Source organism: Pseudomonas sp. JQ36 (genome assembly GCF_053851495.1).
The window spans coordinates 2,708,494-2,735,199 of record NZ_CM132642.1 but is presented as its reverse complement, the minus strand read 5'-3'; the positions used below and the strand labels follow the sequence as shown (position 1 = coordinate 2,735,199).

General features: G+C 60.5%; 31 protein-coding genes. All 31 read left to right on the top strand.

The annotated features are described in order from the left end of the window. The first annotated feature begins 134 nt into the window (after positions 1–134). A complete protein-coding gene (locus ACS4NR_RS12195) occupies positions 135–653 on the top strand; it encodes a phage regulatory CII family protein (RefSeq protein ID WP_171061909.1) in 519 nt (172 codons plus the stop codon). Next, a complete protein-coding gene (locus ACS4NR_RS12190) occupies positions 646–873 on the top strand; it encodes a TraR/DksA family transcriptional regulator (RefSeq protein ID WP_456020234.1) in 228 nt (75 codons plus the stop codon). Before ACS4NR_RS12195 ends, ACS4NR_RS12190 begins: the two co-directional genes overlap by 8 nt. Next, positions 863–3,079 carry a VapE domain-containing protein gene (locus ACS4NR_RS12185; protein ID WP_456020233.1) on the top strand — a complete coding sequence of 739 codons (2,217 nt, stop codon included), beginning with the start codon at positions 863–865 and terminating at the stop codon, positions 3,077–3,079. The genes ACS4NR_RS12190 and ACS4NR_RS12185 overlap by 11 nt, the downstream gene beginning before the upstream one ends. Continuing rightward, the gene (locus ACS4NR_RS12180; RefSeq protein ID WP_456020232.1) at positions 3,072–3,431 is read left to right on the top strand and encodes a PA0613 family protein; all 360 of its coding nucleotides are present in this window, start codon (positions 3,072–3,074) and stop codon (positions 3,429–3,431) included. Before ACS4NR_RS12185 ends, ACS4NR_RS12180 begins: the two co-directional genes overlap by 8 nt. A 526-nt stretch (positions 3,432–3,957) precedes the next feature. Continuing rightward, positions 3,958–4,302 carry a phage holin family protein gene (locus ACS4NR_RS12175; protein ID WP_456020231.1) on the top strand — a complete coding sequence of 115 codons (345 nt, stop codon included), beginning with the start codon at positions 3,958–3,960 and terminating at the stop codon, positions 4,300–4,302. A gap of 168 nt (positions 4,303–4,470) precedes the next feature. After that, on the top strand, positions 4,471–5,103 hold the full coding sequence (locus ACS4NR_RS12170; RefSeq protein WP_095139909.1) for a terminase small subunit: 633 nt from the start codon (positions 4,471–4,473) through the stop codon (positions 5,101–5,103). Beyond that, complete coding sequence (locus tag ACS4NR_RS12165; RefSeq protein WP_456020230.1) at positions 5,084–7,120, top strand: phage terminase large subunit family protein; 2,037 nt, start codon at positions 5,084–5,086, stop codon at positions 7,118–7,120. The genes ACS4NR_RS12170 and ACS4NR_RS12165 overlap by 20 nt, the downstream gene beginning before the upstream one ends. Position 7,121: 1 nt before the next feature. Then, entirely contained in the window at positions 7,122–7,328 is a 207-nt protein-coding gene (locus ACS4NR_RS12160) for a phage head-tail joining protein (RefSeq protein ID WP_096796982.1), read from the top strand. Beyond that, positions 7,328–8,806: a phage portal protein gene (locus ACS4NR_RS12155; RefSeq protein ID WP_456020229.1), complete on the top strand. Its 1,479-nt coding sequence runs from the start codon at positions 7,328–7,330 to the stop codon at positions 8,804–8,806. Before ACS4NR_RS12160 ends, ACS4NR_RS12155 begins: the two co-directional genes overlap by 1 nt. After that, positions 8,803–9,972 carry a head maturation protease, ClpP-related gene (locus ACS4NR_RS12150; protein ID WP_456020228.1) on the top strand — a complete coding sequence of 390 codons (1,170 nt, stop codon included), beginning with the start codon at positions 8,803–8,805 and terminating at the stop codon, positions 9,970–9,972. The genes ACS4NR_RS12155 and ACS4NR_RS12150 overlap by 4 nt, the downstream gene beginning before the upstream one ends. Then, positions 9,969–10,313 carry a head decoration protein gene (locus tag ACS4NR_RS12145; RefSeq protein ID WP_095139914.1) on the top strand — a complete coding sequence of 115 codons (345 nt, stop codon included), beginning with the start codon at positions 9,969–9,971 and terminating at the stop codon, positions 10,311–10,313. Before ACS4NR_RS12150 ends, ACS4NR_RS12145 begins: the two co-directional genes overlap by 4 nt. 64 nt (positions 10,314–10,377) lie before the next feature. Further along, complete coding sequence (locus ACS4NR_RS12140) at positions 10,378–11,373, top strand: major capsid protein (RefSeq protein ID WP_456020227.1); 996 nt, start codon at positions 10,378–10,380, stop codon at positions 11,371–11,373. 2 nt (positions 11,374–11,375) lie between these two features. After that, on the top strand, positions 11,376–11,696 hold the full coding sequence (locus ACS4NR_RS12135; protein WP_456020226.1) for a head-tail joining protein: 321 nt from the start codon (positions 11,376–11,378) through the stop codon (positions 11,694–11,696). After that, positions 11,693–12,349 (top strand): hypothetical protein, encoded by a 657-nt coding sequence (locus ACS4NR_RS12130; RefSeq protein WP_456020225.1) that lies wholly within the window; start codon positions 11,693–11,695, stop codon positions 12,347–12,349. Before ACS4NR_RS12135 ends, ACS4NR_RS12130 begins: the two co-directional genes overlap by 4 nt. 1 nt (position 12,350) lies before the next feature. Beyond that, positions 12,351–12,890, top strand: coding sequence for a hypothetical protein (locus tag ACS4NR_RS12125; protein WP_456020224.1), 540 nt, complete (start codon positions 12,351–12,353; stop codon positions 12,888–12,890). Beyond that, positions 12,887–13,474: a phage baseplate assembly protein V gene (locus tag ACS4NR_RS12120; protein WP_456020223.1), complete on the top strand. Its 588-nt coding sequence runs from the start codon at positions 12,887–12,889 to the stop codon at positions 13,472–13,474. Before ACS4NR_RS12125 ends, ACS4NR_RS12120 begins: the two co-directional genes overlap by 4 nt. Positions 13,475–13,527: 53 nt before the next feature. Further along, positions 13,528–13,758, top strand: a complete 231-nt coding sequence (locus tag ACS4NR_RS12115) for a hypothetical protein (RefSeq protein WP_252144032.1) — start codon at positions 13,528–13,530, stop codon at positions 13,756–13,758. 5 nt (positions 13,759–13,763) lie between these two features. Then, positions 13,764–14,090: a GPW/gp25 family protein gene (locus ACS4NR_RS12110; RefSeq protein WP_047598902.1), complete on the top strand. Its 327-nt coding sequence runs from the start codon at positions 13,764–13,766 to the stop codon at positions 14,088–14,090. After that, positions 14,087–14,971 (top strand): baseplate assembly protein, encoded by an 885-nt coding sequence (locus ACS4NR_RS12105; protein ID WP_456020222.1) that lies wholly within the window; start codon positions 14,087–14,089, stop codon positions 14,969–14,971. The genes ACS4NR_RS12110 and ACS4NR_RS12105 overlap by 4 nt, the downstream gene beginning before the upstream one ends. Position 14,972: 1 nt before the next feature. Next, positions 14,973–15,578: a phage tail protein I gene (locus tag ACS4NR_RS12100; protein ID WP_252144034.1), complete on the top strand. Its 606-nt coding sequence runs from the start codon at positions 14,973–14,975 to the stop codon at positions 15,576–15,578. Next, positions 15,575–17,902, top strand: a complete 2,328-nt coding sequence (locus tag ACS4NR_RS12095) for a phage tail protein (RefSeq protein ID WP_456020221.1) — start codon at positions 15,575–15,577, stop codon at positions 17,900–17,902. The genes ACS4NR_RS12100 and ACS4NR_RS12095 overlap by 4 nt, the downstream gene beginning before the upstream one ends. Positions 17,903–17,916: 14 nt before the next feature. Continuing rightward, the gene (locus tag ACS4NR_RS12090; protein ID WP_456020220.1) at positions 17,917–18,441 is read left to right on the top strand and encodes a hypothetical protein; all 525 of its coding nucleotides are present in this window, start codon (positions 17,917–17,919) and stop codon (positions 18,439–18,441) included. Positions 18,442–18,544: 103 nt separating this feature from the next. Beyond that, a complete protein-coding gene (locus ACS4NR_RS12085) occupies positions 18,545–19,711 on the top strand; it encodes a phage tail sheath subtilisin-like domain-containing protein (RefSeq protein ID WP_456020219.1) in 1,167 nt (388 codons plus the stop codon). Positions 19,712–19,723: 12 nt separating this feature from the next. After that, entirely contained in the window at positions 19,724–20,227 is a 504-nt protein-coding gene (locus ACS4NR_RS12080) for a phage major tail tube protein (RefSeq protein ID WP_456020218.1), read from the top strand. Positions 20,228–20,239: 12 nt separating this feature from the next. Beyond that, complete coding sequence (locus tag ACS4NR_RS12075) at positions 20,240–20,560, top strand: phage tail assembly protein (protein ID WP_456020217.1); 321 nt, start codon at positions 20,240–20,242, stop codon at positions 20,558–20,560. 148 nt (positions 20,561–20,708) lie between these two features. Further along, positions 20,709–23,315 carry a phage tail tape measure protein gene (locus ACS4NR_RS12070; RefSeq protein WP_456020216.1) on the top strand — a complete coding sequence of 869 codons (2,607 nt, stop codon included), beginning with the start codon at positions 20,709–20,711 and terminating at the stop codon, positions 23,313–23,315. 12 nt (positions 23,316–23,327) lie between these two features. Further along, positions 23,328–24,173 (top strand): phage tail protein, encoded by an 846-nt coding sequence (locus ACS4NR_RS12065; protein WP_456020215.1) that lies wholly within the window; start codon positions 23,328–23,330, stop codon positions 24,171–24,173. Then, complete coding sequence (locus tag ACS4NR_RS12060; RefSeq protein WP_456020214.1) at positions 24,148–24,354, top strand: tail protein X; 207 nt, start codon at positions 24,148–24,150, stop codon at positions 24,352–24,354. Before ACS4NR_RS12065 ends, ACS4NR_RS12060 begins: the two co-directional genes overlap by 26 nt. 90 nt (positions 24,355–24,444) lie before the next feature. After that, positions 24,445–25,494, top strand: a complete 1,050-nt coding sequence (locus tag ACS4NR_RS12055) for a phage late control D family protein (protein ID WP_456020213.1) — start codon at positions 24,445–24,447, stop codon at positions 25,492–25,494. A gap of 31 nt (positions 25,495–25,525) precedes the next feature. Continuing rightward, complete coding sequence (locus ACS4NR_RS12050; protein ID WP_456020212.1) at positions 25,526–26,089, top strand: glycoside hydrolase family 19 protein; 564 nt, start codon at positions 25,526–25,528, stop codon at positions 26,087–26,089. Further along, positions 26,071–26,613, top strand: a complete 543-nt coding sequence (locus ACS4NR_RS12045) for a lysis protein (RefSeq protein WP_456020211.1) — start codon at positions 26,071–26,073, stop codon at positions 26,611–26,613. The genes ACS4NR_RS12050 and ACS4NR_RS12045 overlap by 19 nt, the downstream gene beginning before the upstream one ends. Positions 26,614–26,706 lie beyond the last annotated feature (93 nt).

Below are 26,706 nucleotides of genomic sequence, written 5' to 3'. Positions count from 1 at the left end.
CGGATTGCTCGCCCCGGCACGGTGCCGGTGTCGATCCCGAAGATCTAGCCGGCGTTTGGGCCCTTTCAAGCCACGCGGCAAATGTATCACCACTGCATGCCGCGCGGCACTGGCAACTTACAAGGATTAATGCCATGAGCCGTATCATTCTGAGCTCTCTAGACCGGGCGCAGCGGGAAGTTCTCCCGCTCGATCTAGCGCTTTACCATGCCGCACGGGACTACCCCGGCGGTGCCGCTGCCATCGCCGCCACCACCGGCCGGAATGCCACCACGCTGCAACACAAGCTTTCCCCAACTCACCCAAGCCACACGGTGAACATTCAAGAGTTCGGCGAGATTCTGGAGCTGACCAAGGATCGCCGCATTCTAGATGCGGTGCATGCGTTGGTCGGTGACACAACATGGCAAGAGCTGGCCGAGGCGTACACCAATGACATGCCCGAGACGTTGACCACCGGTATCGCGGAGTACTTCCGCAAGGTGGCAGATCTGGCGGACACTTGGGCCAGGAGCATTGGTGACGGTGTCGTCACTGATGAGGAACTGGCCGCAATTCGCCTGCAGGTGTTTCGTGGAATTCAGGGGTTGTTGGGGTTATTCAACCGCGCCACGTATGTCAACCAGACGACGCGGGGTGTTGATCGTGGCTGATATCGCTGACTTCGCTAATGACCTGGTGCAAGAGCGTATCGATCAAGCGCTCGCTGCACGCAACGCCTCCAAGCCTGCTTTGGCGGCGCATTCGTTTCTATTCTGCGAAACGTGTGATGATCCGATCCCTGCGGCCCGTCGTTTGGCGCAGCCCGGCTGTACGCAATGCGTGGGATGCCTTTCTGCCGACGAACTGAAGGGGGCTCGCCATGCTGGATGAGGTTCTGGGGCAATTCGCCGACTATGGGCTTGAGCCTGCGCAGCCATTGGTATTCGGCAAGCTCACCCGGTGCAAGACGGCGCAGGACAAGGGCAAGGAAAAGAACGGCTGGTACATCGCCCATGAGCATCATACCGAGAAGGGCGAGACGCTGATTTTCGGCGCATTCGGTGATTGGCGTTCGGGTGAGTCGCAGAAGATCAAGGTCAAGGCCGGGCGGATGTCGCCGGAAGAGCGTGAGGTCATGCGCGCTCGACAGGAAGAGGCAAAGCGTCGGGCTGCCGAGATCTCGGCCAATGCGGCACGTCGAGCGGCAAAGCGAGCGGACAGCTTGTTCCAGCGCATGCCGGAGAAAGGTCGTAGCGAGTATCTGGACCGCAAGCAGATTGTCGGTTTACGGGTACGCTACGCGCCGCGTTCTGGGGCAGTCCTGGTTCCCATGAGCAATGCGCGGGACGATATCGTCGGGCTTCAGGTGATTTACCCGAGCAAACAGGAAGATACCGGTCGCGACAAGTCTTACTGGCCCTACGGGATGTCAAAAGAGGGTGCTTTCCACCTCATCGGTCCGGATGCCGATCCGGGTGATCCAGTGCTGGTATGTGAGGGCTACGCAACAGGCGCCAGCCTGCATATGGCGACGTCACTGACCGTGGCGGTGGCATTCGACGCGGGTAACTTGCTGGCCGTGTGTAAGGCCATGCGCGAGCGGTTTGCCGGTTGCCCTCTGATCATTTGCAGGGACGATGACTGGAAGACCACGAAGCCAAACGGTGACGCTTGGAATCCCGGTGAAGAGAAGGCGAATAACGCGGCACTGATCGTCGGTGGCCAGGTGGTTGCGCCGATCTTCTCCAGCGATCGGGAAGTGAAGTGGACCGACTTCAACGATCTGCATGTCGCCGAGGGTTTGGAGGCTGTGCGCCGTCAGGTGCTGGCCGTGGTCAAGCCGCCGGCTGCAGGTGGTTGGAAAGATCTACTAGCTCGCAGCGATAGCGGCGCTCTGATCGCACACATGCAGAACGTTGAATTGATATTGGCCAATGATCCACGTTGGGCTGGGGTGATCAGCTACAGCGCATTCAGTTCGAAGATCGTGAAGCTGCGTGCGGCACCTTATGGTGGTGGCACCGGCGATTGGGCGGACATTGATGATGTGCGGGTGATGAAGTGGCTCGCGCAGCAGTACAACTTGCGGGTCAAGGCCTCGCATGTGATCGAGGCGGTGAGTGTGGTTGCACATGACCATGCGTTTCATCCGGTGCGGCAGTACCTGCGCAAGCTCGAATGGGATCGCGTGCCACGCCTGGAAAGCTGGCTCACGAACGTTATGGGCGTCAAGGCGACTGACTACTCGTCCAAGGTTGGCAAACGCTGGATGTTGTCAGCCGTGGCGCGGGTGATGAAGCCGGGCTGCAAGGCTGACTCGGTGATGATCCTTGAGGGCGCGCAGGGCGCAGGTAAGTCGACGGCGATGAGCATTCTCGGCGGTGAGTGGTTCATGGATACTCCGTTCGCCCTGGGCGACAAGGACGGGTTTCAGGCGATCCGGGGCAAATGGATCGTCGAGCTGGGCGAACTGGACAGCTTCAACAAGGCCGAGAGTACCAAGGCCAAACAGTTTTTCTCCGCGTCGACGGACACCTACCGCGAGAGCTACGGCCGCCGCACGATGGACGTGCCGCGTCAGTGCGTGTTCGTTGGTACGACTAACCAGGACGAGTACCTGAAGGACGCGACCGGTAACCGGCGTTATTGGCCGGTGGCGTGTACCAAGGTGGATCTGGAATTGTTGCGTTCGATCCGTGAACAGCTCTGGGCCGAGGCGGTGTTCTGCTATGACGCGGGCGACCTTTGGTGGGTGACGCTGGATGAGGCGTCGATGTTCGGTGAGGAGCAGGACGAGCGCTTTGTGGTGGATGAGTGGGAAGGTCCGATTCTGACCTGGCTTGAGGAGTCGCAGATCGGCGAGACAACCACGGGCAGCGAGGTGCTGGCCAATGCGCTGAAGCTGGACTTTGGGCACTGGGGCAAGCCGGAGCAGATGCGTGTCGGGGCGATCATGCATCGGCTGGGGTGGCGGCGTGTGCGGTTGCCTGCGCTGGTGAAAAGTGGTCAGCGGCCGTGGGCTTACAAGAAGCCGGCAGGGTGGGGCGGTGCTTCGGCGTTGCAGCGGGAAGCGTTCGAGGAGCCTTGTTTTGATTAAAGGGATCGATTCGCTGCTTCGGTTATGGGCGCAGGAGCTGCATTCCGAACACTCAAAAGGGGGGCTTGCTGGGGGGAACATGGTTGCCATGATGATGGAGAGCAATGGGCAACTGATTCGTGGTCGGCGGGCTTTTCGTGCGCCGCTGGAGAGTTCTCTCGACATCGAGCTGATCGTGACCAAGCATCTGGCGCCCGAGCTGGAGACGGTTGTGCGGGAGCATTACTGCACGCTCGATGTGGATATGCGCTTGCGGTACGCGCACTGCGGTTGTGGCCGTGACACGTACTACCAGCGTTTGCATGATGCGCATCTGCAGATCTACTGGGTGCTGATGGGGGCGGCTGCGTGACCCTAGGCATCGCTCCGGTTGTGGTTGTCCCACTGGCCCGTCTTGTCCCGCTGCGCTTTGATGTAGTGGGACAGGTGCGGGCCTTGTCGTTGTTGGGCTGTCCTACCGTCCTGCTACAAAGTGCCTCCCGCCCGTGTAAGCGTAGCGGGCAGCAGTACGCGCTTTTCACGCGCATGCGTGTTCTTTAAATTTCCTCCTTTACACGAGAAAGGAGAAAGATAAGTAGGACAGTGGGGCGAAGCCCCGAATTTAGGCGCTCTCAGGCGTCCCACTTCGATTCTAGGAAGTGGGACGAATGGGACACCGCTGAAGCAACAGAATGCCGTGGTGGTGTATTCACCGACATTCGCTAGGCGTTCACCCGGCGTTACCCACTTATTCACCGGGTGGCATTAAAACAGGGTTGCTGCCACCGGAATCGACCTGTAAAAAGTAGTCATCTTCGATAGGTGCGACCGCAGAGAGCGGCAGGCACCCACCACCAAACCCGGCCATCGCGCCGGGTTTTTGCGTTTAGGGGTTGGCGATGACAAACGAGCAACAAGCGCTGGCAGAGATGCCGATCTGGTTAGTGATCGTCCTGGCTCTGGTCGGTGGCGTATCGGGGGAGATGTGGCGAGCCGACAAGGATGGGGCGCGGGGCTGGGCATTGTTGCGCCGCCTCGCGCTTCGGTCCGGGGCCTGCATTGTCTGCGGAGTGTCGGCGATGATGCTGATGATCGCCGCCGGTATGACGATCTGGACGGCGGGCGCCTTGGGGTGTCTCACGGCGATGGCCGGTGCGGATGTGGCCATCGGGTTGTACGAACGCTGGGCCGCCAAGCGGCTGGGCGTCAGCGAAGTCCCGCCCGCCGGAGGCGCGCAGGGGTGATGCACCGATCTAGGGCGCCGAAAACCGCCGGGGACCCTAGGGGGATCTGAAGGACACGGGGTCGGAAACCCGCGGGAAACTGTTAGCCGCGGACTTCCCAGCTTACTGAAATTTCAATCACTGAAATCTTGAAAGGATTCATTGAAATACGTTGAAAAAGGAGGACTCATGACAGAACCAACCTACCTGTCGAAGAGCGCCTTCGCGGCCCGGCTCGGCAGGTCGCCGAGTTACATCACCTGGCTGAAAGACAACAACCGTTTGGTGCTTTCGCCCAATGGCAAACAGGTTGATGTACATGCCACCGAAGCGCTGATTCGCGACACCGCCGACCCGAGCAAGGCCGCCGTTGCTGAACGCCATCAACAAGATCGGATTCAGCGCAACGTTTACAGCCAACTGTCGACCCAAACCGAGCCGACTTCCATGGCTGCGCCGCCGCTGGCGGCTCCGACGACAGACAAGCATCCGGATTTTCAGAAGGCACGCGCGCACCGTGAGTTCTACTTGGCGCAGATGGCCGAGATGGAGTTTCACAAAGCACAGGGCTCAACAGTCGAGGTTACGGCAGTTCAGTCCGGGGCATACAACGCCGGTCGCATGCTTCGCGACACGTTGCTGGGTATGCCTCCGCAACTTGCTCCGGAACTGGCGGCCATGTCGGATCCATGGGAGATCGAACGACACCTGACTGCAGCATTGAGACAACGGCTTGAGGACGCCGGCCGTATGTCCTCTGAGGAATTCGGCCACACACTGGATACTAACTGGGAGGTGATAGATGAACCTGACCAGATCTGATGGAGCGACGGTGTACTGCGAGGCTTATTTCCGGGGGCTTCAACCTGACCCGGATGTGTGGGTGGACGAGTGGGCCGACGAATACATGCGTATTCCGCGTGATTCAGGTGCCGCTGAACCCGGCCAATACCGCACCTCTCGCACCCCTTACGCACGTGAGCCGATGCGCTGTTTATCGCCAGCTCACCCCTGCAAGCGCGTCGTTACGATGGTGGCTTCGCAGTTGATGAAAACCCAAATCGCCTTAAATTGGATTGGTGGCCTGATCCATATGGCACCGTCCAATATCCTGACACTGCTGCCGAGCCTTAGCCTGGCTAAGCGGGTGTCATCGAGGATCAGCAAGACCATCAAGGCCACGCCCGTTCTGCGTAAGCGAGTGGCGTCCAGTCGGTCTCGTGACTCCCGCAACACGATGGACACCAAAGAGTTTGAAGGTGGTTCGCTGTACGTGACCACTGCGGGTTCAGCGGCCAACTTGGCCGAGCTATCAGCGCGCTATGTGTACGGCGATGAGGTGGATCGTTGGGAAGTCGACGTCGGAGAGGAGGGTGATCCCATCGAGCTGGCAGAGACTCGGGGCAGTACCTTTGGCCGGAATGCCAAGTTCTACTTCTCCAGCTCACCAACGATCAAAGGTGCTTCGCGTATCAGTGATCTGTTCGAGTCCAGCGATCAACGTTACTTCTACGTGCCGTGTCCAACTTGCGGGCACAAGCAGGTACTGGAGTGGGAACGTTTGCTCTACTCCAAGGATTACCAGCTCATTCACTACCAGTGTGCTGGGCCTGAGTGCGACGTGTTGATCGAGGAGCACCATAAGGGCTGGATGCTTGCCAATGGCGAGTGGATAGCCCATGCCGAAGGTGATGGCGAAACGGTTGGCTTCCATCTCAACGCGTTGTACTCGCCACCAGGCTGGATGGACTGGCGTACGCTTGCCAGGCAGTACGAGAAGGCCAAGCGGGCACAGGCGAAAGGCGATCTTGAACCGATGCAGGTGTTCTACAACACCCGCCTGGCCAAGGTCTGGGACAGCGCTCAAGAGCAAGCCAAAGCCGATGTTCTAATGGACCGGGCGCGTCTGGAAAGCTATGGCCTCGGCTCAATGCCGTCCGGTTCGCTGATGCTGACCGCCGCCGTCGACGTTCAGGCTAACCGTCTGGAGTTGATGGTCATGGGCTGGGGCGTTGGTATGGAGCGTTGGGTGATTGATCACAAGGTGATCTCAGGCGATCCCGCTGATGAGCGAACTTGGGCGGTACTTGATGACTTGCTCAAAGCTCGCTACCGGCACCCTTGCGGTGTCGGCTTGGCGATTCTTGCCACGGCTGTCGACTCCGGGGGCCATCACACCGATGAGGTCTACCAGTTCTGCCGCATGCGGCGCTGGCGCAACATCTTCGCCATCAAAGGTGCGAGCAAGCCCGGCAGGCCGGTGATTGCCCAGAGGCCCTCGATGGTCGACGTGACCTGGAAGGGTCAGACCGAGCGCCACGGCGCCGAGCTGTGGTTCGTCGGTACCGACACCGCCAAGGACTGGATCTACAACCGTTACCCGTTCCCGGATGGACCCGGCTCGCTGCATTTTGCCAACGATTTGCCGGACGACTTCTTCGCCCAATGTGTGGCAGAACGAAAGGTCGCCCGCTACGTCCGCGGCCATAAACGTGTCGAGTGGATCAAGGGCAAAGCCGAGCGCAACGAAGCACTAGACCTGATGGTGTATTGCCTGGCCATGGCGCATTACTTGGGCATTAATCGGTACCAGGAGCATGACTGGGATCGGGTGCGGCAAGCCTTGGCACAATCCGGACTGTTCGACGATGCACCGGTCCAGCCTGTCCAGGCCCCGCGTGTTGAACAAGCCCAATCTGCAGAAACAGCGCTGCCGGCTGTTTTCCGGCAAGCCCAGCTGGCACCGCCTACACCGGCAGCACCTGTCGCACCCCCGCGACCTGCTGCATCGCCGTCACAACGCCGCAGCTCTACCAGCGGTTATTTGAAGAGACGCTGATATGTCCTTTACCCAACAGCACCTCGACGTAATCGAGAAGGCCATCGCGCGCGGTGAAAAAACCGTTCGCTTCGGCGACCGCACCGTCGAGTACCGCACCATCACCGAGCTGTTACAGGCCCGCGACGAAATTCGCACCTCGCTGCTCAACGCTGCCGGGCCACGTTCGCGCGTGGTCCGGCTTTACCACGGAGGCAAGGGACTGTAATGGCTCGTTATCCGACGCTAACCCGTAACGGATTCTTGCTGCCGTCGAACATCAAGGCCAGTTACGAGGGCGCCGGGGAGGGCCGTCGCTCCGCCGGCTGGGATGCACCCGACAGTGGCTTGAACGCCATCAATACCCCGGCTCTGCGCAACCTGCGTGCACGTTCGCGCGCGGCAGTACGCAACGATCCGTATGCCTTCAACGTCATCGACAAACGCGTCAGCAACCTGATCGGCACCGGTATTAATCCGCGGCCGAAGACGGACGACGATGCACTGCGCAAGCAGCTGCAGGAACTGTGGGAAGACTGGGTCGATGAGTCGGATGCCGATGACCTGACCGATTTCTATGGCCAGCAGGCGCTAGCCGCACGTACGGTGGAAACTTCCGGTGAGTGCTTCATTCGTCTGCGGCCACGCAGCCTGGACGACGGTCATGCAGTGCCGCTGCAACTGCAGTTGCTCGCGCCGGAGTTCGTGCCGCACGACAAGTTCGAAACAACCCGCGATGGCAACGTGATCCGCGCCGGTATTGAGTTCAATCCGGCCGGCAAGCGCGTGGCGTACTGGATGTACCGCTCGCACCCGGGCGATCCCTCGTCGTTGAATTCCGGCTACAACCAGCTGGTGCGCGTGCCGGCCACGCAAGTGCTGCACATCTTCGAGCCACTGGAACCCGGCCAGTTGCGAGGCGTGCCGCGCTTGTCGCCGGTGCTCAAGCGCCTGCGCAGCTTGGACAACTACGACGACGCGGTGCTGTTTCGCCAGGAGGTGGCCAACCTGTTCGCTGGCTTTATCACTCGACCCACGCCTGAATCGGGTCCCATGCCGCGTGACCCGGTTACCGGCGCGCCGCTGGTTACGGACCGAGATGGCTTCACGCCGATGGTCGCGCTCGAACCCGGCACCATGCAGGAGCTCGGACCGGGCGAGGAGGTGGAATTCTCCAAACCGCCCGACGCCGGCAACAACTACCCGGACTTCATGCGACAGCAATTGATGGCCGCTGCCGCCGGTACTGGTACGCCGTACGAGATCCTCACCGGCGATATGCGTGAGATCAACGACCGGGCGTTGCGGGTGGTGCTCAACGAGTTTCGCCGCCGGCTGGAGCAGCTGCAGTTCAGCGTCTACGTGCATCAGCTGTGTCGTCCGGTCCGTGCCGCGTGGATGGACATGGCGGTGCTGTCCGGTGCGCTGGTACTCAAGGATTACGCCCAGCGTCGACGCGAATATCTGCGCACCCGCTGGGTACCGCAGGGCTGGGCCTACATACAGCCCGTGCAGGACGTGCAGGCGCGCACGATGGAAGTCAAAGCCGGATTTGCCTCGCGCAGCGAGATGGTGCTGCGAACCGGATACGACGCCGAAACAGTCGATGCGGAAAACGCCGCAGACCTCGCCCGGGCCGTTGGCCTGGGCCTCAACTACAACACCCTCGACGTCATCGAGTCGCTCGACGACAAGGAGCAACCATGAGCAAACAAGCGCGACCGCGCATTTACAACAAGGCTGGCGAGCGCGTGGAGGTCTCGGACAAGAGCTGGTACGCGATGCAGTCTAACGGCGAAGCCGAGCAGCGAACCATTGAAGTGTTCGTCTATGGCGAGATCGGTACCTGGGGCATCACCGCAAACCAGTTCGTTCAGGATCTGCGCGCGGTGGACGACGGTGTGTCGCCCGTGATCGCCGCCTTCAACAGTGTCGGCGGCGATCTGTTCGACGGATTGGCGATGCATAACGCGCTATCGCGGCTTGGCGAGCGTTGCACTGGCCGGGTTGATGCCTTGGCGGCCAGCGCGGCCAGCGTTGCCGTGTGCGGCGCGCACCGGGTGGTAATTGCCTCCAATGCCATGCTGATGATTCACAATCCCTGGACCTACGCCGCCGGCGACGCCGAGAGCTTTCGCAAGGTCGCCGATGTGTTGGACCAGACGATGGAGGCCATCATTGCGGCGTATAAGGCCAAGGCGCCGGATATTGACGAAACCGAATTGCGCCGCTTGGTTGCGGCCGAAACCTGGTTGACGGCGAATGAGGCCGTGGCCCTAGGACTGGCCGACGAGGTCGGCGATGGCGTCAAGGTCAAGGCGTGTCTGGGGCAGGGCGCTGTACTGCAGCGCTTTCACCATGCCCCGGCCGAGCTGCTCGCCCAACTCGATGAACCCGTGGACCCGGAGCCTGAACCCACACCGGAGCCAGTGCCGCCGATCCCGGATGACCCGCCGGCGCCGGCGACCAATGCCGCACAACTCGCGGTGCTAATCAGCCAGCGTTGCACGGCAGCGGGTATCAGCAACCTGATCGAACCGCTGCTCGCCGTCACCAAGCTGGAAAGCGAAGCGGTGGTGCAGGCGGCGCTGACCCACGCCAAAGCCATCAACGACTTGTGCGTCGCCGCGCGGTTACCGGAGTTCAGTGCCGAATACGTTTCGGCCGGCTTGGATGCCTCGGCGGTGCGTGCCCGGCTCTTCGACAAGCTGGTCGGTAGTGGCAAGGGTTTTGAAATCGACAACAGCCTGCCGCTGGCTGATGACCCACCGCCGAAGGTTCAAGCCAGACAAATCGACCAGCCCTCGATCTGGTCGGCACGCCAAGCGGCGCATACCGGCAAACGATCCACTCTAACTGGAGCTACTGCATGAACATTCAACGTGAACCGATGCACGCCGGCGAATTCCTACTGTCCGAGGGTGCCGGCACCATTTCTCGCGAAGCGATCAACGTCGCCGCCGGTCCCGCGCTGGAACCTGGCCAGATCCTCGGCCTGGTCACCGCCACCGGCGAATTCGCTCCGTACAACCCGACCGCCGAAGACGGTAGCGAGAACGCGCAAGCGATTCTTTTCGGTCCGCTGAGCACGTCCGACATTGTCCGTCGCGGACGCGCCGTGGTGCGTCTGGCCGAGGTCAGCGAAGCGCATCTCACAGGTCTGGATCTGGCTGCTGAGAAAGCGCTGGCCGCTCATAACGTGATCGTGCGCTAAGTCGTTCACCTTCGATTTTTTCAGCCCGCCCTGTGCGGGTTTTTTGTTTTCTGGAGACTGCTTCATGGCTGACATTCAAATCTTCAACGACGAGGCGTTTTCGGTGTCCTCGTTGACCGCCGCCATCAACGAACAAGAATACGTACCCGGGCGCATCGGTAGCCTCGGACTTTTTCAGGAAGAGGGCATCACCACCCTGACCGTGCAGATCGAGAAGGACGGCGACACTCTGGCCCTGGTGCCGGCCGGCGAACGCGGTACGTCTGGTCTGGTAGTTTCGGGTAGCAAGCGCAACTTGATCCCGTTCAACACCGTGCATTTGCCGGAGCGCTTCACCATCAAGGCTGACGAGATTCAGGGCATTCGCGCGTTCGGTACGCGCTCCGAGTTGCAGTCGGTGCAGGACGTGGTCAATAAGCGACTGGCCAAAGCGCGCCGTCAGTTGGACGTCACTCACGAGTTTCAGCGCCTTGGTGCGCTGAACGGCAAGATCTACGACGCTGACGGCAAAACCGTATTGCTCGACCTCTATGACCGTTTCGGCGTTAAACGAAAAAGTTTGTCGATGGGCTTTGGTGGCTCGGACGAGGACTTTCGTATCAAGTGTGGTGATGCCCTTGATTTGCAGGAAGACGCTCTGGGGAGCGTTACCCGTAGTGGGTCGCGCGCGTTCTGTGGCAAAAACTTCTGGAACGCCATGTTGAAACTCAAGGAGGTGAAAGACACCTACCTCAATACGCAGCAAGCGGCATCGTTGCGCGGTGACGCGCGTGAAAGCTTCGATTACGGCGGCATTACCTGGGAGCGCTACCGCGGCAAGATCGCCGGCATCACTTTCGTGCACGACGACAAAGCGCTGCTGATTCCTGAAGGTGTCCCGGATCTGTACATCTCGGTGTTTGCACCGGCCGACTACATGGAGACGGTCAACACCGAAGGCGTGCCGTACTACAGCAAGATCGAACCCTTGCCGTTCAACAAGGGCATGGCCGGTGAAGCGCAGTCCAACCCGCTGCACATGTGCACTCGGCCATTGGCGCAGATCCTGTTGGAGATGTAGTCATGGGCATTCGCGAGCTGATGACTGATGTCGACGACATCGTTTTCGTAACGTTGGGTGACAGCGCGCGAATCGAAGGGCGTAGCGAACCAGTACTCGGTATGTTCTCGGCGCCATGGTTACAACCGCGAATGGGGCGGATGAACACCGCCATTCGTGAGCCACGCTTCGAGATTCGCGTCGCGGATGCGGAAGGCCTGAGCAAAGGGTTGCTGGTCACTGTCGAGGTGCCGGAATTGGACGGCGGTGGGGACTACGATCTGCTGCAGCTGGAGCCGACCGGTGACGGTCTGGTTGCCTTGATTTTGAGGAAGCGCCCATGAGCGTCGGCAGCTACTTCAAACCCTCGGCCGGTGGCGGGATGATCTCGCTGCAAACCTCGGCGGCAGACCTGAAAGCCTTTCAGGATTTTGCCGCCCTTATGCCAAAGGCCGCCGCCGCTGCACAGCGTCGAGCCATCAACAAAACCTTGCGCTGGCTCGCCACCCACATCGCCCGCGCCGTAGGCCGGCAGGAGCGGATTGCGGTCGCTGCTGTGCGGCAGCGGCTGCGGGCCTACCCGGTCAGTGGCGGTGCCAACAGTGGCAAATTGTGGTTTGGTCTCAACGCCATGGAGGCCAGCCGCATCGGTCGGCCTCGGCAGAGTCGGTCCGGTGTCTCCGTGGCAGGCCGGCGCTTTCAAGGCGCGTTCTTCAAGAAGGTCTACGGCAATAGCGCGGATGTCTGGATTCGCACAGCGAGCAAGCATTTCGACGCCAGTGACTACCCCGACAGTGATGTTAGCGGGGCGGGTGGCGAGAGTTCGGGCTGGATCGCCGAACACGACAACCGCTTCCCGCTGGCTAAAGCCAAGGTGTCTGTGGAGCAGGCCCGACCCCACTTCGAAAGCTGGGTGCGCAAAGCTGACGAACACCTGGTGCATGTCCTGCAACAGGAACTCAATTTCGAAGTGCAGAAGCACTTGAAGGGGAAATGACATGACGGATGAAGTCGACGAGCCGTTCAGTCTTGAGCGGCTGTATCAAGCCATCGAGCGGCGCATTCAGGATCATCTGCCGGACCTTCAGATTGTCGCGGCTTGGCCGATCATCGAAAGCAGCATTCCACTGCCGGCGGTGCTGGTCGAACTCGCAGAAATAGAGCCAGGCATTGACCCGGGAACGGGCGAGACAGGCCTGTCCTGCAAGTTCGAGGCGCGGGTGATTACCGATCCGATCCAGCCCGATCACCACCAACAAGCGGTGTTTATCGTCGGGCAATTGGCTGTGTTACTGCGGATGCAATCCTGGGGCGTCGAGGTCGAACCGGCCGAGTTCGTTCAGGCCATGCCGGATTGGACCAAGCCCGAACTGGACGGCTACACGGTATGGGTCGTGGAATGGATGCAGCAGGTCTACCTTGGCGAAGCACAATGGCCGTGGCCGGATCAGCCGCCGGGCACGCTGCTGTTTGGCGTTGATCCTGATGCGGGGCCGGCCAACCGGGACAAGTATTTTGCGCCGGAGAGTCTGGCATGAGTGGTGGCTATGTGAGCGCCCAGCATGACCGCATGCTCGCTGGGCTGGTGAAGGACTGTTATGTGGTGGCGGTGGATCTGGCCGCGTCACCACCGGTGTGCCGGGTGTCGGACGGTGAATGGGTCAGTGGTTGGGTACGATGGCACAGCATCGCCGCCGGCAAGGCGCGGCACTGGCGGGCGCCGAGCCTCAACGAGCAGGGCACCCTGATCAGTGCCAGTGGCGAGGTGGCGCAGGGCACATTCATTCCCGGCCTTTATGGGAATGGCGGCGCGCCGCCGGACAATCGCGATCACGTTGAAGTCTGGCGTTTCGACGATGGAGGATCTCTGGTCTACGACTGGCAGACGAGCAGCTACACCATCAGCGTGCCGAGCGGCACGGTCACGATCAAAGTCGGATCAACCCTGGCCGAAGTCACTGAAAATGCCGTCTCCGTGAAGTCCGGAACGATCAATCTGGAGGGCGTTGTGAACGTCAAAGGGCCGGTCAACATCAACGGCCCACTGCACGCTACCGAAAGCATCACCAGCGATGCCGACATTCTGGCCGCCGGCCAAAGTGACAACCATCACAAGCACTAACTCAACATTTATCCAGCCCGCAGCGTGCGGGCTTTTTCATGCCTGGAGTTCCCATGGCTAAACATCAAGATGATTCAACTGCATCTGAGTCTTCCCCAGTCAGCCCAGTGGTGCTGCCCTCTTCGGTGACCTTTCGCGACACGCTCTACACCTCGCGCACGATCATCCTGCCGGACGGCCGCACGCTCGCCGTGGCGAAAAACAAGGTTACGGTCGATAGCGCCGACGATGTGGCGCTGAAAACCCTCAAAGCCCATGCCGAGTTCGAGCAACTCAAGGAGTAAACCCGATGATCGGAATGGATCGCCACACCGGGCAACCCATCTCCGGCATCGAGCATTTACGCCAGTCCATCGGGGACATCCTCGGCACGCCATTGGTGAGCCGTCGTGAACGTCCGGAGTACGGCAGCAAACTGCGGCGCATGGTCGACCTGCCAGTAAACGAGGGTTGGAAAAGCGCCGTGCAGGCTGAGGCGGCCCGGGCGCTGGGACGGTGGGAGCCACGTTTGAAGCTGGAACGGGTGCGTGTGCTGTCCGTGCTGGGCGGCAAAATCAACATACAAGTCAGCGGCGAATACCTCGGTGTGCGCGGCACGTTGGAGGTGTGGGTATGAGTACCCTGGTGGATCTGTCGGAGCTGCCGGCACCGGACGTGCTGGAACCGCTGGATTTTGAAGAAGTGTATGGCGAGGCACTCGACGTGTTTCGCGGCCACATGGGCGGGAACTGGACGGCCTCTCTGGAAAGTGATCCGGTGACCAAGCTGTTGGAGGTCGCCAGCTACATCAAGCTCGGCAACCGGGCACGGGTCAACGACGCGGCCAAGGCGCAGTTGCTGGCTTATGCCACGGGCGCTGATCTGGAGCACCTCGCGGCCAACGTCAATCTGAAGCGCCTGGTGATTCAACCTGCCGATCCACTGGCGGTACCACCGGTCGAGTCGGTGATGGAATCACACGACGCTCTGCGCGAGCGTGTGCAATTGGCCTATGAGGGACTGACCACCGCAGGGCCGCGAAACAGCTACATTCTGCACGCGCGCAATGCTTCGGCGCTGGTGGCGGATGCCACGGCGGAAAGCCCATCACCTGCCTGTGTGGATGTCACGGTGTTGGGCCTTGAGGGTGACGGTACGGCTGGGCCTGAATTGTTGAAGCTGGTTGCCACGGCCGTCAATGACGACGACGTGCGCCCGGTGGGTGACCGCGTCACGGTGCGCGGTGCGCAGATCCTGCGCTACCGCGTCGACGCCGTGCTGCACATGAAAGGTACCGGACCGGAAAACGACGCCGCGCTTTCCGAAGCGATCAAGCGGCTTGAGGCCTGGATCAATCCGCGGCGCCGCTTGGGCGTCGAGGTGGCGCGCTCTGGCGTCGATGCGCAGTTGCACGTTGCCGGTGTGGCTCGCGTGGAGCTGAAGGACTGGCTGGATCTCAAGCCGACCAAGGCGCAGGCGGCTTACTGCACCGGCTATTCCGTCGTGTTGGGAGGTTGATGTGCGTAGTCTTTTGCCGCTCAACAGCACTCCCCTGGAACGGGGTATCGAGGCGACATTCGCCGAAAACACGTTGATTCCGCTGCGCACCTTGTACAACCCCGACACCTGTCCAGTGCACCTGCTGCCACATCTGGCCTGGGCTTGGTCGGTCGACCGCTGGGATCCGGCGTGGTCTGAGTCGGTCAAGCGTGCTGCCATCAAGGCCTCGTTCTTCATCCACAAGCACAAGGGCACTATCGGAGCCTTGCGTCGTGTGGTCGAGCCGCTGGGCTACCTGATCGAGATCGTGGAATGGTTTAACACCGTGCCGCAGGGGGTGCCGGGCACCTTCGCGTTGAAGGTGGGGGTGCTGGACACTGGCATCACCGAGGAAATGTATCTCGAACTTGAACGCCTGATCGACGACGCCAAGCCCGTCAGCCGGCAACTTACTGGGTTGGCCATCAGCCTTGAAACGCAAGGCAACCTTAATGTTGGCGTGAGCCTGTACGACGGCGACGAACTCGACATCTACCCACCTGAAATGCAGGTCATCGACATAACCGGCACCTTCGGCGTGGTCGGTCGGGAACACACCATAGACACTCTGGATATCTATTCATGATTGATGCGAACTCTAAATTTTTCGCGATCCTGACGGACGTGGGGGCGGCCAAGCTGGCAAACGCCAACGTCTTGGGCGTGCCGTGGAATATCAAGGAAATGGGGCTGGGGGATGCGAACGGTGACGACCCGCAGCCCAGCGCCAAGCAAACCAAACTGATCAACGAGTGGCGCCGCCGGCCGTTGAATCAGCTCAAGATCGACCCGGTCAACCCGGCGGTGATCATTGCCGAGCAGGTCATTCCGGCCGATGAAGGCGGGCGCTGGATCCGTGAAGTCGGCCTGTACGACGCGGACGGCGATCTGGTGGCAGTTGCCAACTGTGCGCCAAGCTTCAAGCCCATCCTGTCGCAGGGTTCGGGCCGCACGCAGGTGGTGCGGATGAGCTTGATCGTTTCCAGCACCGCTAACATCACACTCAAGATTGACCCGTCCGTGGTGTTGGCAACTCGTGAATTCGTCGACGCCCGAATTCAGGAAGAACTTTACAAGCTCGACAGCAAGCAATCTGTTCGGCTGGCAACAACGGCCAATATTGCGCTTTCAGGGCTTCAGACCATCGACGGTGTGGCGCTGTTGGAGGGTGACCGGGTGCTGGTTAAAAATCAGACCCAAGCCAAAGAAAACGGTATTTGGATTGCTTCGGCGCCCGCTTGGAAGCGCGCACCTGATGCTGATAGCAATGCCGAGGTGACCTCGGCGCTGATCGTATCGGTTGAGCAGGGAGCTACGCTGGCCGACACACGTTGGCAGTTGGTCACGGACGGCCAGATTGTCCTGGGTGCCACGGCGCTGGCTTTTCAGAACGTGACCCAAGGTTTTGCACCGATCAACTCGCCCGCACTGATCAGTCCTACGGCGAACACGCCGGCTCAGTTCGACAGCTCGCAACTGCTGGTTAACGCGGCGTTTTTGAAGCGCGCCGGGGTCGAATACGGCGGGTACGTTAACTATTCCGTATCGACAGCGCTAACGCTTGCAGACGTGGGCCGCGTAGCGGCCTTTGGCAGTCCCAGCGCACCGCTGACAGCAACTTTGCCAACCGGTGCAGTGCTGACACCGGGTTGCACCGTGACAATCTTTTGCGTGCAGGGCACTGTGACCGCAACGGCCGCAGCCGGTGACAGCATTGGCGCCGTCGGCACGCCGGGAAATATTGTCTTGGGCCAGGGCGACACCGCTGTATTCGTTCGCATTGGAACGCTCTGGAATCTGGTCGGAGGGGCTGTCGCGCTGAAATATGCGGCTGTCATGACCGGGGCCAATTGGCAGACGCCGCCGCAGTTCGATAATAGCAAGGCGCTGGCGACTGCCGAATTCGTGCAACGGGCAAGCGGGAATTATCGCGGCTTTACCTTTCTGGTGGCGAACACCGTGTTAACGGCGGCGGCGATCGGTACGCTGGTGTCTACCAGTGGCACGTTCACCGTAACGCTGCCCGCTGCCAATACGGTCAGCCCGGGCGGGGCGATCCACTTTCGCAACGTCAGCGGCGGCTTAGTTACGGTGATGTGTGCCGGCACGGACAATATTTACCCCGGCAGTGTTGCGCCGATTAGCACGATTACTCTGCAGCCCGGTGCGACGCTGGATCTTGCCAGCAATGGCGCAGGCAGTTGGTGGGCTTCGGGTTCTGCACAGCTTCAATACTCGCAGGTGTTTGGCTCAACGCCGGCTCAGTTCGACAATGGCAAGTTGCTCGCGACGACTGAGTTCGTACAGCGTGCCATCGGCAACAAGCGATCATCGACGTCGATTATCGCCGGCCGCGCGCTGACAGCGGCGGACTTTGGCTGTGAGTTCGTGACCTCTTCGAATTCAAATATCACCTTGAGCATGCCGGCGCTCTCGATGATAGGGGATGGCGCCTCGATCCGCTTTGTGAACCTGGGAGTGGGGCGCGTCACGTTCAACTCGCCGGCCGGTGATTGTTTCATCGGTGCATTTAACATTTCCGGCACGTCCACCAGCTTTGCTCTGGAGTATTGCGACGAAATATCGATCACCAAATACGGCACGCTTTGGCTGGTGGTGGGTGTGGGCAGTCATGCGCAATCTCGCGCTGTTCAAGGCTATAAGAGAACCAGCGGCGGAGTGATTGAACAGTGGGGGATCTGGACGAGTTCGCCGACGGTTGGCGCGCCCGTTTCGGTGTTGTTCCCGATCACGTTTGCGGGGGGCGTTCTGTCGGTTGAGATGACGGCGATAGCACCGACTTCCGGCGCCGTCTCCGCGTGGCTTGAAAATAACTCTAACCTGAACGGATTTGTTGGCCGAGCTAGCGCCCCGTCCATTTCGGTGTATTGGCGTGCGATTGGCTACTAATTAGGGGAACAAGAATGGCGCTTTTTTTTCACGACAACCCGCGTGCGTTCTACGACGAAAGTTTTCACGGGCCGCGCAAAATGCTGATTCAGGATCCCGAGTGGAGTCCTAGCGAGGATGAATCCGGCGATCCGCCTATGGTGTTGGTCGATAACCCGGATTGCTTGATCCCGGAGAGGGCCAAATTGATCGAGGTAGAACAGTATCAAGCGCTGCTTGATGGTCAGGCAGCGGGCAAGATTATTACAGCCGATGCAGAGGGTTATCCGGTGCTGGCCGATCTACCCGCGCCGACGGTTGAGCAACTTGCTGAGCAGGAGCGCAAGTGGCGCGACGGCGAGCTGCTGGCTACTGACCAAATGGTTTCGCGGCACCGCGACGAGCTGGAAGAAAGCGCGGCCACAACGCTGACCGTCGACCAGTACGCCGAATTACAGAGCTATCGCCGGGCGTTGCGCAATTGGCCGGAGAGCGGCGAGTTTCCATTCCTTGAGCATCGCCCGCCGGCGCCGGATTGGCTGGCCGCGCAAATCGCCTGAACGCCCCGCACTCACGGGGCGTTTTTCATTCCGCCACCCGTAATACAAACACCTTGAGCCTCGCACACACGCGGGGCTTTTTCGTTTCTGGAGAACGAGCCTTATGAGTTTCTTTCACGGCGTCACGACCACAGCGGTCGATACCGGCGCACGCACTATCTCGCTGCCGTCCTCGTCGATCATCGGCCTGTGCGACACCTTCAGCCCAGGCTTGGTGGGTGGCGGTACGGCCAAGGCCGGCGAACTCAAGCTGATCACCACTGAACGTGAAGCCATTGCAGCGTTCGGCGCCGATTCAGCGATCACCAAGGCCTGCAAGGCGATTTACGCCAAGGCCAAGGCAGTAATCGTCGCCATCGGTGTGCCGAAGATGGACGACCCGGCGCTGCAGACCTCGGCCATCATCGGGGGTGAGTTGGCGTCCGGTCAGCGTACCGGTCTGCAGGCGCTGCTCGATGGCAAGAGCCTGTTCAACGCCCAGCCGCGATTGCTGATCGCCCCCGGCCATTCGGCTACGCAAGCAGTGGCCACGGCCATGGATAGCCTGGCGCAAAAGCTGCGGGCTATCGGGATCATCGACGGGCCATGTACCACCGACGAGGCCGCCATGGCCTACGCGAAAAACTTCGGCAGTCGCAATCTGTTCATGGTCGACCCCGGTGTGCAGTTCTGGGACACCGGCGAAAGCAAGACGGTGGACGCGCCTGGTTCGGCCTGGACTGCTGGCCTGTTTGCCTGGACGGATGCCGCCTACGGCTTCTGGGCCTCGCCGTCGAACAAGGAGTTCACCGGCATCACCGGTACCACCCGTGCGGTTGAGTACCTGGATGGCGATGAGACCTGCCGAGCCAACCTGCTCAACAACGCGAACATCACCACGATCATTCGTGACGACGGTTTCCGTCTCTGGGGTAACCGCACGCTGTCGAGCGATCCGAAATGGGCGTTCGTCACCCGCGTGCGCACGCTGTTCATCCTCATGGATGCGGTACAGGCCGGCCACAAATGGGCGGTTGACCGCTCCATCACCAAGACCTACGTCAAGGACGTCACCGATGGTCTGGAAGCGTTCATGCGCGACCTGAAGAACCAAGGCGCGGTGATCAACTTCGAAGTGTTCCCGGATCACGAATTGAACACGGCCAGCCAGATCGAGCAGGGCAAGGTGTACTGGCGGATCCGCTTCACCGACGTGCCGCCGGCGGAAAACCCGAACTTCCTTTTCGAGGTCACCAGCGAGTGGATGACCGAAGTGCTTGAAGCTGCCTAAGGAGGCACCCTGATGATTCCTGAAGTTCTCTCCAACTGCGCCGGGTTTATCGACGGCGTCAGTTTTGCCGGTGAAATGCCGAGTCTCACTTTGCCCAAGGTGGTCCTGAAAACCGAAACCTACCGAGGCGGCGGCATGGCCGGCGAGGTGGAGATCCCGACCGGCGTGGAAAAGCTCGAAGCCGGTTTCACTACCAATGGTGTGCGCCGTGAATCGCTGAAGTTTTTCGGCCTGTCTGATCGCACCGCCTGCAGCGCGGTGTTCCGAGGCGCGTTCAAAGGCCTCAAGGGTAAGGTCACGCCGGTGATCGTCACCATGCGGGGCGGCATCAAGGAAGTCGACATGGGCGACTGGAAGCCCGGCGACAAGGCCGAGACCAAACACACCATGGCACTGACCTACTACAAGCTCGAAGTTGCCGGCCGGGTGGTTTACGAGATCGACATGCTGGGGATGGTCCTGGTCGTCGACGGCGTCGACCAGCTCGCTGATGAACGTTCGGCCCTCGGCCTTTAAGGAAACGATGAAATGACGCAAACCAATCAAGCCACTCAAGAAAAACCACTGCCAAGCTGGCTGCAACTGACCGAGGAGGGCTTTCGCATCTCACTGCGACACCCCACCGAACTGTCGGGTGTGCTGGTCGACACGCTGACCATTCGTGCGCCGTGCGTGCGAGACATTCGGGCCGCGCAAGCGAGCTGCAACGGCGATGAAGAAAAGCGCGAAATGTCCCTGTTTTCCTCGCTGACTCAGACCCCGGAACAGGATCTGATGGCCCTCAAGCTGGTCGACTACATGCGGTTGCAGAAAGGCTATTTTCGTCTGGTCCAAGACGACGAGATTTGACGGGCCAACGTTGAAGGGACTGGCCAAGCGACTGGCCAAGGAGACTGGTTTCTCGGCAGCCGAGATCATGGCCATGCCCTTCAACGACATCGTGTGGTGGCTCACGGACTGAGCCATTTCCAATCATCCTCGACCCCAGGACACGCACATGGCGAAGAACCTCGCACTCGGCTTTGTCATCGGCGGCGCCGTCGATCCGACGGTGGGCAAAGCGTTCAAGGACGTCGAAAGCAAGATCAAGCATCTGGACACGGTCGGCAGCAAAGCCCGCGTGCTGCAGAACACCATCGGCGACACCGTGCGTCTGCGCGAGGAGTGGCGCAAGGCGCACGCAACCGGCGCCGCCGGTGCCGACAAGCTGTTGTCCAAATACGAAAAGAACCTCGACCTTCTCAAGAAACAGGGCGTCGAGGTCGGGCGGCTGAGTAAGGCCTACGCCATTATGGGCCGTGTCGCCGCCGGTGCTGAACTCAAGGCGCTCGGCCACCGGCAACTGGACGAAGGTCGGCAGGGGATGAAAAGCACCCTCGGCCAGGCTGGTGCGCTGACTGCCGCCGTAGCGATTCCAACCAAGGTCAGCGCGGACTACGGCGCGATCATTCGTGACATCGCAATCAAGGCCAACATTGCCAACACGCCAGAAGAAACTCAGCTCTCCAAAACCGTGATCGACACGTCGCGTGATACCGGCATGGCGCGCAACCAGGTCGCCGAGCTGGTCAACGCCCTGGTCGGCGCCGGCATGGAGCTGGACAAGGCACTGGCCTATGCGCCGACGGCGGCCAAATTCGCCGTGGGGCAGGGATCGGACGGCACGGAAACCGCCAAGATGATCAACGCCCTGGGCCAGAACGCCAAGATCACCGACCCGGCCGTGATGCAAAAGGCGCTGGAAGCCATCGCCTACCAGGGACAGGCAGGCAGTTTTGAAGCGGTCGACATGGCCAAGTGGTTCCCAGAGCTGTTGGCCGGCATGGGCAAGCTGGGCATCACCGGTATGGACTCGGTGTCGCAATTGGGCGCGATGTTGCAGGTGCAGATGAAGACTGCCGGCGGCTCGGACGAAGCGGCCAACAACCTCAAAAACTGGATGGAGAAAATCGGTTCCGGCGAAACGGTCAAGGCCTATGAGAAGGCGGGCATTGACTACAAGGGGTCGATGCAAACCGGTCTGCAGAACGGCAAATCCACACTGGAGTCCAGTTTCGCGCTGGCCCAGAAATACATCGAAGCGACTGACCCCAAGCGGGCCGCAGAGATGGCCAAAGCTGTGGCCGGCATCAGCAAGGAGAGTGATCCAGAAAAGGCCAAGGGCATGATGAAGTCCCTGGAAGAAGCCTTGCGTACCGGCGACCTGTTCGCCGACATGCAGGTTAAGGCCGCTCTGACCGCGTACATGCAGAACAAGGATCTGTATGAGCAGTTGAAGAAGGACTCGGCCAATGCCACCGGGATCCTCGACAAGAACCTGGCTGAGCGCCGGCAAACGTCCGCGCAAAAATGGTCCGAGATGGCCCAGAGCATGGACGATGCCATGCGCAGCATCGGTGATGCGATTCGACCGGTCACCGATGCGGTCGCGGAGGGCATCACCAACGTCAGCCGCCAACTCGCGAGCCTGTCCGACGAGTCACCGCGTTTGGTGACGGCCATCGGCACCGCTGTGGCGGGCCTTGTCGCGCTCAAAGGTGCTGTCAGTGCATTCAAGATGGGCAAAGGCCTGATGAATATCGGGCGCGGCACTTTAATGGGCAACCCGAACATTCCGCAAAAAGTCATTGTCACCAACCTGCCTGGTGCTGGTGGTGGGCTCAATGGCGGTGATCTTGATGTCGGTGGAGAAGGTAAGAAAGGCAAAGGGGGTAAAGGCGGCGGGAGAGGAGGAGGTGGTGGGCGGGGTGCCAAGATCGTGGGCGGCATGAAAGGCCCAGCAATCCTTGCAGTCGCACAGGCGGGTTATCAGGCTTATGACACCTATGAGAACGCCGAGACGCAGGATGAAAAAGCCGAAGGCTATGGAAAGGCTGCAGGTGGTTTGGCCGGCACGTTGGCCGGCGCCGCTGCTGGTGCGGCCATCGGTACGGCGGTGCCGATCATCGGCAACATCGTCGGCGGTTTGATCGGTGGTTATCTCGGGTACATGGGCGGCGACGCACTCGGCGGCTTTACGGGCAAAGAGATGTTCGGAACCCCAGACTCACTCAAGAAAGTGCCGGACGCCGGCCCACTGATGATGGTCAATGCTGGGCAAAACATCCCGCCAGTGATGGGCGATATCGCCCGTTCATTTGCGCCGGTACCGGTCGTCAAAGACATGGTTCGGCCGCAGCCGAAAATGTTGCCGCTGCTGACCGGCGCTGCGCCCGTACCTCAAGCGACTCCCGATAGTCGCAAGCCGTTACCGGCTCCGATGCAAGCGCTGCCGGCACAGGTTCCAAATTCACCTGTTTCCAAGCCTCTGTTGCCTGAACGGGAGCCGACTGCAACAGCAATGGGGGATGTCACGCGTGCATTAAATCAGCCGGCATCCCCAGCGGTACCGACTATGCTCGCACCGCCTGCAGCTGCGAAACCTCAGTCAACCAAGGTCGAGCAGCGGTTCGATATTCAGGCGCCTCTGCATGTCACCGTACAGGGCGACGTGAAGGATCCGGCGCAACTGGCGCGAGAGCTTCAACCCTACATCGATCAGCAGTGGCGTCAGTCCACGCAGCAGTTGCAAAACCGCTCGCTGTTCGACGAACCGCATGTGTAACGAGGAGGGCCAATGGCCTACATGGAACAGCTGCAGTCGGGATTGAAAAATTTGGCGGCAGCAGGAGAGAGCGGTCGGCGCAGCCTCGACGGCATGATGGGGCCAGTCAACGGTGCCATCAGCGAGATCAGCGGCGCGGCCTCGGAGCTGGAAGGGATTCCCTTTGTCGGTTCGGCGATTGGAGCAAAGCTGCAGCGTGTCATGCGCGGCGTCAACGCGGCTCAGGCCAAGGTCGGCCAGGCGGTGGCCACGTACAACAAAGCTACGCGTGCCGTATCGCAGATCGATGAGCGCATGGGCGAGCTGAAGGAACAGGCCGCCCGGGCGTCCGCCGCAATCAACAAGGTCGCCGGCAAGGTCAGCCCGTCGCTGGCCAACATCGTGCCGACCGGTTCGCTGGGTGGTGATGCAACCCCATTGCCGGAAGCGGTGAAGCCGTTCCCGCATCTACTGATCGTGCAACCACAGGATCCGCAGGCGCAGCCCTACTACTTCAATCTGGACACCGCAGCCTTTGATGAACTGCGGCGCTCGACTGAGTTTAGATGGGCTTCGCAGGAGCGACTCACCCGTCGGCCGGCACAGCAAGCGGTCGGTATCGGTGAGGAAAAGATCACGCTCAAGGGCGCGATCTTTCCCGGCTTCAAAGGCGGGATCAAACAACTGGACACTCTGCGCAGCCTCGGTGCCCAACTCAAGCCGCTGACCTTGACCACCGGCTATGGCGACGTGCTCGGCACCTGGTGTCTGAAGAGCGTTGAAGAAGAACAGAGCGCGCTGCTGCAGGGCGGGATCCCGCGCAAGCAGGCGTTTACTTTGGAGTTTGTGCGTTATGGCGACGACCTGCAGAACGTCTGATGGGGATCTGTTGGACACATTGTGTTACCACGCTTTTGGGCACCTTGATGGCACGGTTGAGGCGGTGCTCGATGCCAATCAGGGGTTAGCCGATGAGCCGCAACCTTACCGCGCTGGCATCGTGATCGAGCTGCCGGATCTACCTGGTCCGATTGAAGAAGGACTGGCACTGTGGAACTAATGAACTACATTCACGTTACGGCGAACGCCGTTTCTCTTGTTTCATTTCCTTCAAGCCCGCCTCGTGCGGGTTTTTTTATGGGAAAAATAAATGACCCCCACCTTCCGTATCGTCGCCGACGGCGCCGACATCACGCAGCGGATCAACGATCGACTGCTGCAGCTCAAAACCACTGATAAACCTGGCATGGAATCCGATGAGTTCGAGTTACGCATCGATGACCGTGATGGTTCGGTGGTGTTGCCACCGCGCGGTGCCAGCATCGAGGTATTCCTGGGTTACGCTGAAACGTCACTGACCCGCATCGGCCGCTATGTCGTCGACGAGATCGAGTTATCCGGTCCACCGGATACGCTGGTGATCACTGGCAAGGCCAGCGACATGCGCGGCAGTGGCAAGACGATCCGCTGCGGTAGTTGGGAAAACGTACCGTTGTCGCGGATCGTGGCTGACGTCGCCGCACGCAATGGCTGGCAACCGGTGTGCCCGATGCAAACCAAGGTGCCGCGTGCCGATCAGCTCAATGAATCGGACTTCAATTTCATCACGCGTCTGGCCAAACAGTACGACTGCACGGCCAAGGTCGCCGACGGAAAGCTTCTGGTGATGTCACGTCAGGGGGGGCAGAGCGCCTCGGGCAAGTCCTTCGGTGTGTTGCTGATCCAGCGGCGCGACGTCAGTCGCTTTCAATTTCGGCTCGGTGATCGCAACACGCACAAGGCGGTATCGACCAAGCATCAGGACAAGAAAACCGGGAAGCTCGCGGTGGTTACCTTGAATAACGACGAATCACCCGACGGTTTGCCGCCCATACACACCGACCGCCACATCTACCCGAACAAGTCCGCAGCCGAAGCCGCCGCCAAGGCACGTCTCACCGCGTTCAACCGTTCCACCGCCGGTGTCCGGCTGGAGATGGTCGGACGCACTGACCTGTTCGCCGAACGCTCGATCAATGCCCAGGGATTCAAGGTCGGCCTCGATGGCGAGTACTTGGTCGACTCCGTGGAGCAGGTGTTCACACAGGCCGGCTGGAGCACGACGGTCGAGTGCAACGGCGGCAAGAAAGGTAAAGCGAAAGCCAAGGGCAAGAAGAAAAAAGCGGCAAAGGATCTGAAGGTCGTTCAGCTCAAGCAATAGCGCCGCATCCTCACAAATCAAGGAGACATCGATGTCACTGACCGAACAGCAACTGCAATCCATCATGCCCAACGCCCGCCGCCAAGCGGGCGTTTTTGTATCTGCACTCAACGCTGCCATGGCGCACCGACAGATCAACACGCCGAAACGCCAAGCCGCGTTCCTAGCTCAAATCGGACACGAGTCGGGTCAGCTGCAGTACGTTCGGGAGCTGGGCGGCGACCAATACCTGAGCAAATACGACACCGGTGCCCTGGCCGCTAAACTGGGCAACACCCCGGCAGCGGACGGCGATGGCCAGCGTTATCGCGGTCGCGGCTTGATCCAGATCACCGGCCACGACAATTACCTGCGCTGCAGCTTGGCGCTGTTCGGCGGCGAGCGATTGCTGCGAACCCCAGAGCTGCTGGAGTTGCCGCAATGGGCTGCTGAATCGGCTGCATGGTTCTGGTCGGTGAATGGATTGAACGCGCTCGCGGATCAGAACGAATTCAATGCGATCACCCGCAGGATCAATGGCGGTCTGAATGGCCTGCAGGATCGTCTGCAGCTGTGGGAGCGGGCGAGGGCGGTGCTATGCGCCTCGGCGAACTGATCCCGGTGCCGTATCGGATGCTGGCCAACGCGGTCCTGCTGGCCACTCTGGTCGGCGGATCCGCTGCCGTCGCCTGGCGAGTGCAGGACTGGCGATACGGTAGTCGGCTCAGCGAGCAGTCCAGGCTGCATAGCGAAACCCTCAACCAACTGGCCCAGGCTTTGGCCGCACAACAGCGTGCTGAGCAGGACAAACGTTTCGCGCTTGAGCAGCGCCTAGCGACCAGCGAACAGACCCATTACCGAGCCTTGAGCGATGCCCAACGTGATCAAGGTCGCCTGCGCGACCGCCTTGCTACTGCTGATTTGCGCCTGTCAGTCTTACTCGACGCCACCAGCGGCGCCGGCACTGGATCGATGCCCGCCACCACCGCCGCCGGCGGCGTGGTTCATGGTCCCACAAGAGCCGAACTTGACCCGGCGCATGCTCAACGAATTATCGGCGTCACCGACGACGGCGACCGGGGGCTGATCGCCCTCGCGGCCTGTCAGGCATACGCCAAAGAAGTCTCAACACCGAAGTGAAAAAGAGCGGCCGATCGGAATGCGTCAACATCCGGAACGGCCACCGTCCCTACAGATGGTTCCTGCAAGTATAGCCGGTCGGCAACTGCTTTC

What these genes read in the sequence shown, in the direction of transcription:
- ACS4NR_RS12195 (WP_171061909.1), top strand. Translation starts at nt 135, where the DNA reads ATGAGCCGTATCATTCTGAGCTCTCTAGACCGGGCGCAGCGGGAAGTT.
- ACS4NR_RS12185 (WP_456020233.1), top strand. Translation starts at nt 863, where the DNA reads ATGCTGGATGAGGTTCTGGGGCAATTCGCCGACTATGGGCTTGAGCCT.
- ACS4NR_RS12175 (WP_456020231.1), top strand. Translation starts at nt 3,958, where the DNA reads ATGACAAACGAGCAACAAGCGCTGGCAGAGATGCCGATCTGGTTAGTG.
- ACS4NR_RS12170 (WP_095139909.1), top strand. Translation starts at nt 4,471, where the DNA reads ATGACAGAACCAACCTACCTGTCGAAGAGCGCCTTCGCGGCCCGGCTC.
- ACS4NR_RS12165 (WP_456020230.1), top strand. Translation starts at nt 5,084, where the DNA reads ATGAACCTGACCAGATCTGATGGAGCGACGGTGTACTGCGAGGCTTAT.
- ACS4NR_RS12160 (WP_096796982.1), top strand. Translation starts at nt 7,122, where the DNA reads ATGTCCTTTACCCAACAGCACCTCGACGTAATCGAGAAGGCCATCGCG.
- ACS4NR_RS12155 (WP_456020229.1), top strand. Translation starts at nt 7,328, where the DNA reads ATGGCTCGTTATCCGACGCTAACCCGTAACGGATTCTTGCTGCCGTCG.
- ACS4NR_RS12150 (WP_456020228.1), top strand. Translation starts at nt 8,803, where the DNA reads ATGAGCAAACAAGCGCGACCGCGCATTTACAACAAGGCTGGCGAGCGC.
- ACS4NR_RS12145 (WP_095139914.1), top strand. Translation starts at nt 9,969, where the DNA reads ATGAACATTCAACGTGAACCGATGCACGCCGGCGAATTCCTACTGTCC.
- ACS4NR_RS12140 (WP_456020227.1), top strand. Translation starts at nt 10,378, where the DNA reads ATGGCTGACATTCAAATCTTCAACGACGAGGCGTTTTCGGTGTCCTCG.
- ACS4NR_RS12135 (WP_456020226.1), top strand. Translation starts at nt 11,376, where the DNA reads ATGGGCATTCGCGAGCTGATGACTGATGTCGACGACATCGTTTTCGTA.
- ACS4NR_RS12130 (WP_456020225.1), top strand. Translation starts at nt 11,693, where the DNA reads ATGAGCGTCGGCAGCTACTTCAAACCCTCGGCCGGTGGCGGGATGATC.
- ACS4NR_RS12125 (WP_456020224.1), top strand. Translation starts at nt 12,351, where the DNA reads ATGACGGATGAAGTCGACGAGCCGTTCAGTCTTGAGCGGCTGTATCAA.
- ACS4NR_RS12120 (WP_456020223.1), top strand. Translation starts at nt 12,887, where the DNA reads ATGAGTGGTGGCTATGTGAGCGCCCAGCATGACCGCATGCTCGCTGGG.
- ACS4NR_RS12115 (WP_252144032.1), top strand. Translation starts at nt 13,528, where the DNA reads ATGGCTAAACATCAAGATGATTCAACTGCATCTGAGTCTTCCCCAGTC.
- ACS4NR_RS12110 (WP_047598902.1), top strand. Translation starts at nt 13,764, where the DNA reads ATGATCGGAATGGATCGCCACACCGGGCAACCCATCTCCGGCATCGAG.
- ACS4NR_RS12105 (WP_456020222.1), top strand. Translation starts at nt 14,087, where the DNA reads ATGAGTACCCTGGTGGATCTGTCGGAGCTGCCGGCACCGGACGTGCTG.
- ACS4NR_RS12095 (WP_456020221.1), top strand. Translation starts at nt 15,575, where the DNA reads ATGATTGATGCGAACTCTAAATTTTTCGCGATCCTGACGGACGTGGGG.
- ACS4NR_RS12090 (WP_456020220.1), top strand. Translation starts at nt 17,917, where the DNA reads ATGGCGCTTTTTTTTCACGACAACCCGCGTGCGTTCTACGACGAAAGT.
- ACS4NR_RS12085 (WP_456020219.1), top strand. Translation starts at nt 18,545, where the DNA reads ATGAGTTTCTTTCACGGCGTCACGACCACAGCGGTCGATACCGGCGCA.
- ACS4NR_RS12080 (WP_456020218.1), top strand. Translation starts at nt 19,724, where the DNA reads ATGATTCCTGAAGTTCTCTCCAACTGCGCCGGGTTTATCGACGGCGTC.
- ACS4NR_RS12075 (WP_456020217.1), top strand. Translation starts at nt 20,240, where the DNA reads ATGACGCAAACCAATCAAGCCACTCAAGAAAAACCACTGCCAAGCTGG.
- ACS4NR_RS12070 (WP_456020216.1), top strand. Translation starts at nt 20,709, where the DNA reads ATGGCGAAGAACCTCGCACTCGGCTTTGTCATCGGCGGCGCCGTCGAT.
- ACS4NR_RS12065 (WP_456020215.1), top strand. Translation starts at nt 23,328, where the DNA reads ATGGCCTACATGGAACAGCTGCAGTCGGGATTGAAAAATTTGGCGGCA.
- ACS4NR_RS12060 (WP_456020214.1), top strand. Translation starts at nt 24,148, where the DNA reads ATGGCGACGACCTGCAGAACGTCTGATGGGGATCTGTTGGACACATTG.
- ACS4NR_RS12055 (WP_456020213.1), top strand. Translation starts at nt 24,445, where the DNA reads ATGACCCCCACCTTCCGTATCGTCGCCGACGGCGCCGACATCACGCAG.
- ACS4NR_RS12050 (WP_456020212.1), top strand. Translation starts at nt 25,526, where the DNA reads ATGTCACTGACCGAACAGCAACTGCAATCCATCATGCCCAACGCCCGC.
- ACS4NR_RS12045 (WP_456020211.1), top strand. Translation starts at nt 26,071, where the DNA reads ATGCGCCTCGGCGAACTGATCCCGGTGCCGTATCGGATGCTGGCCAAC.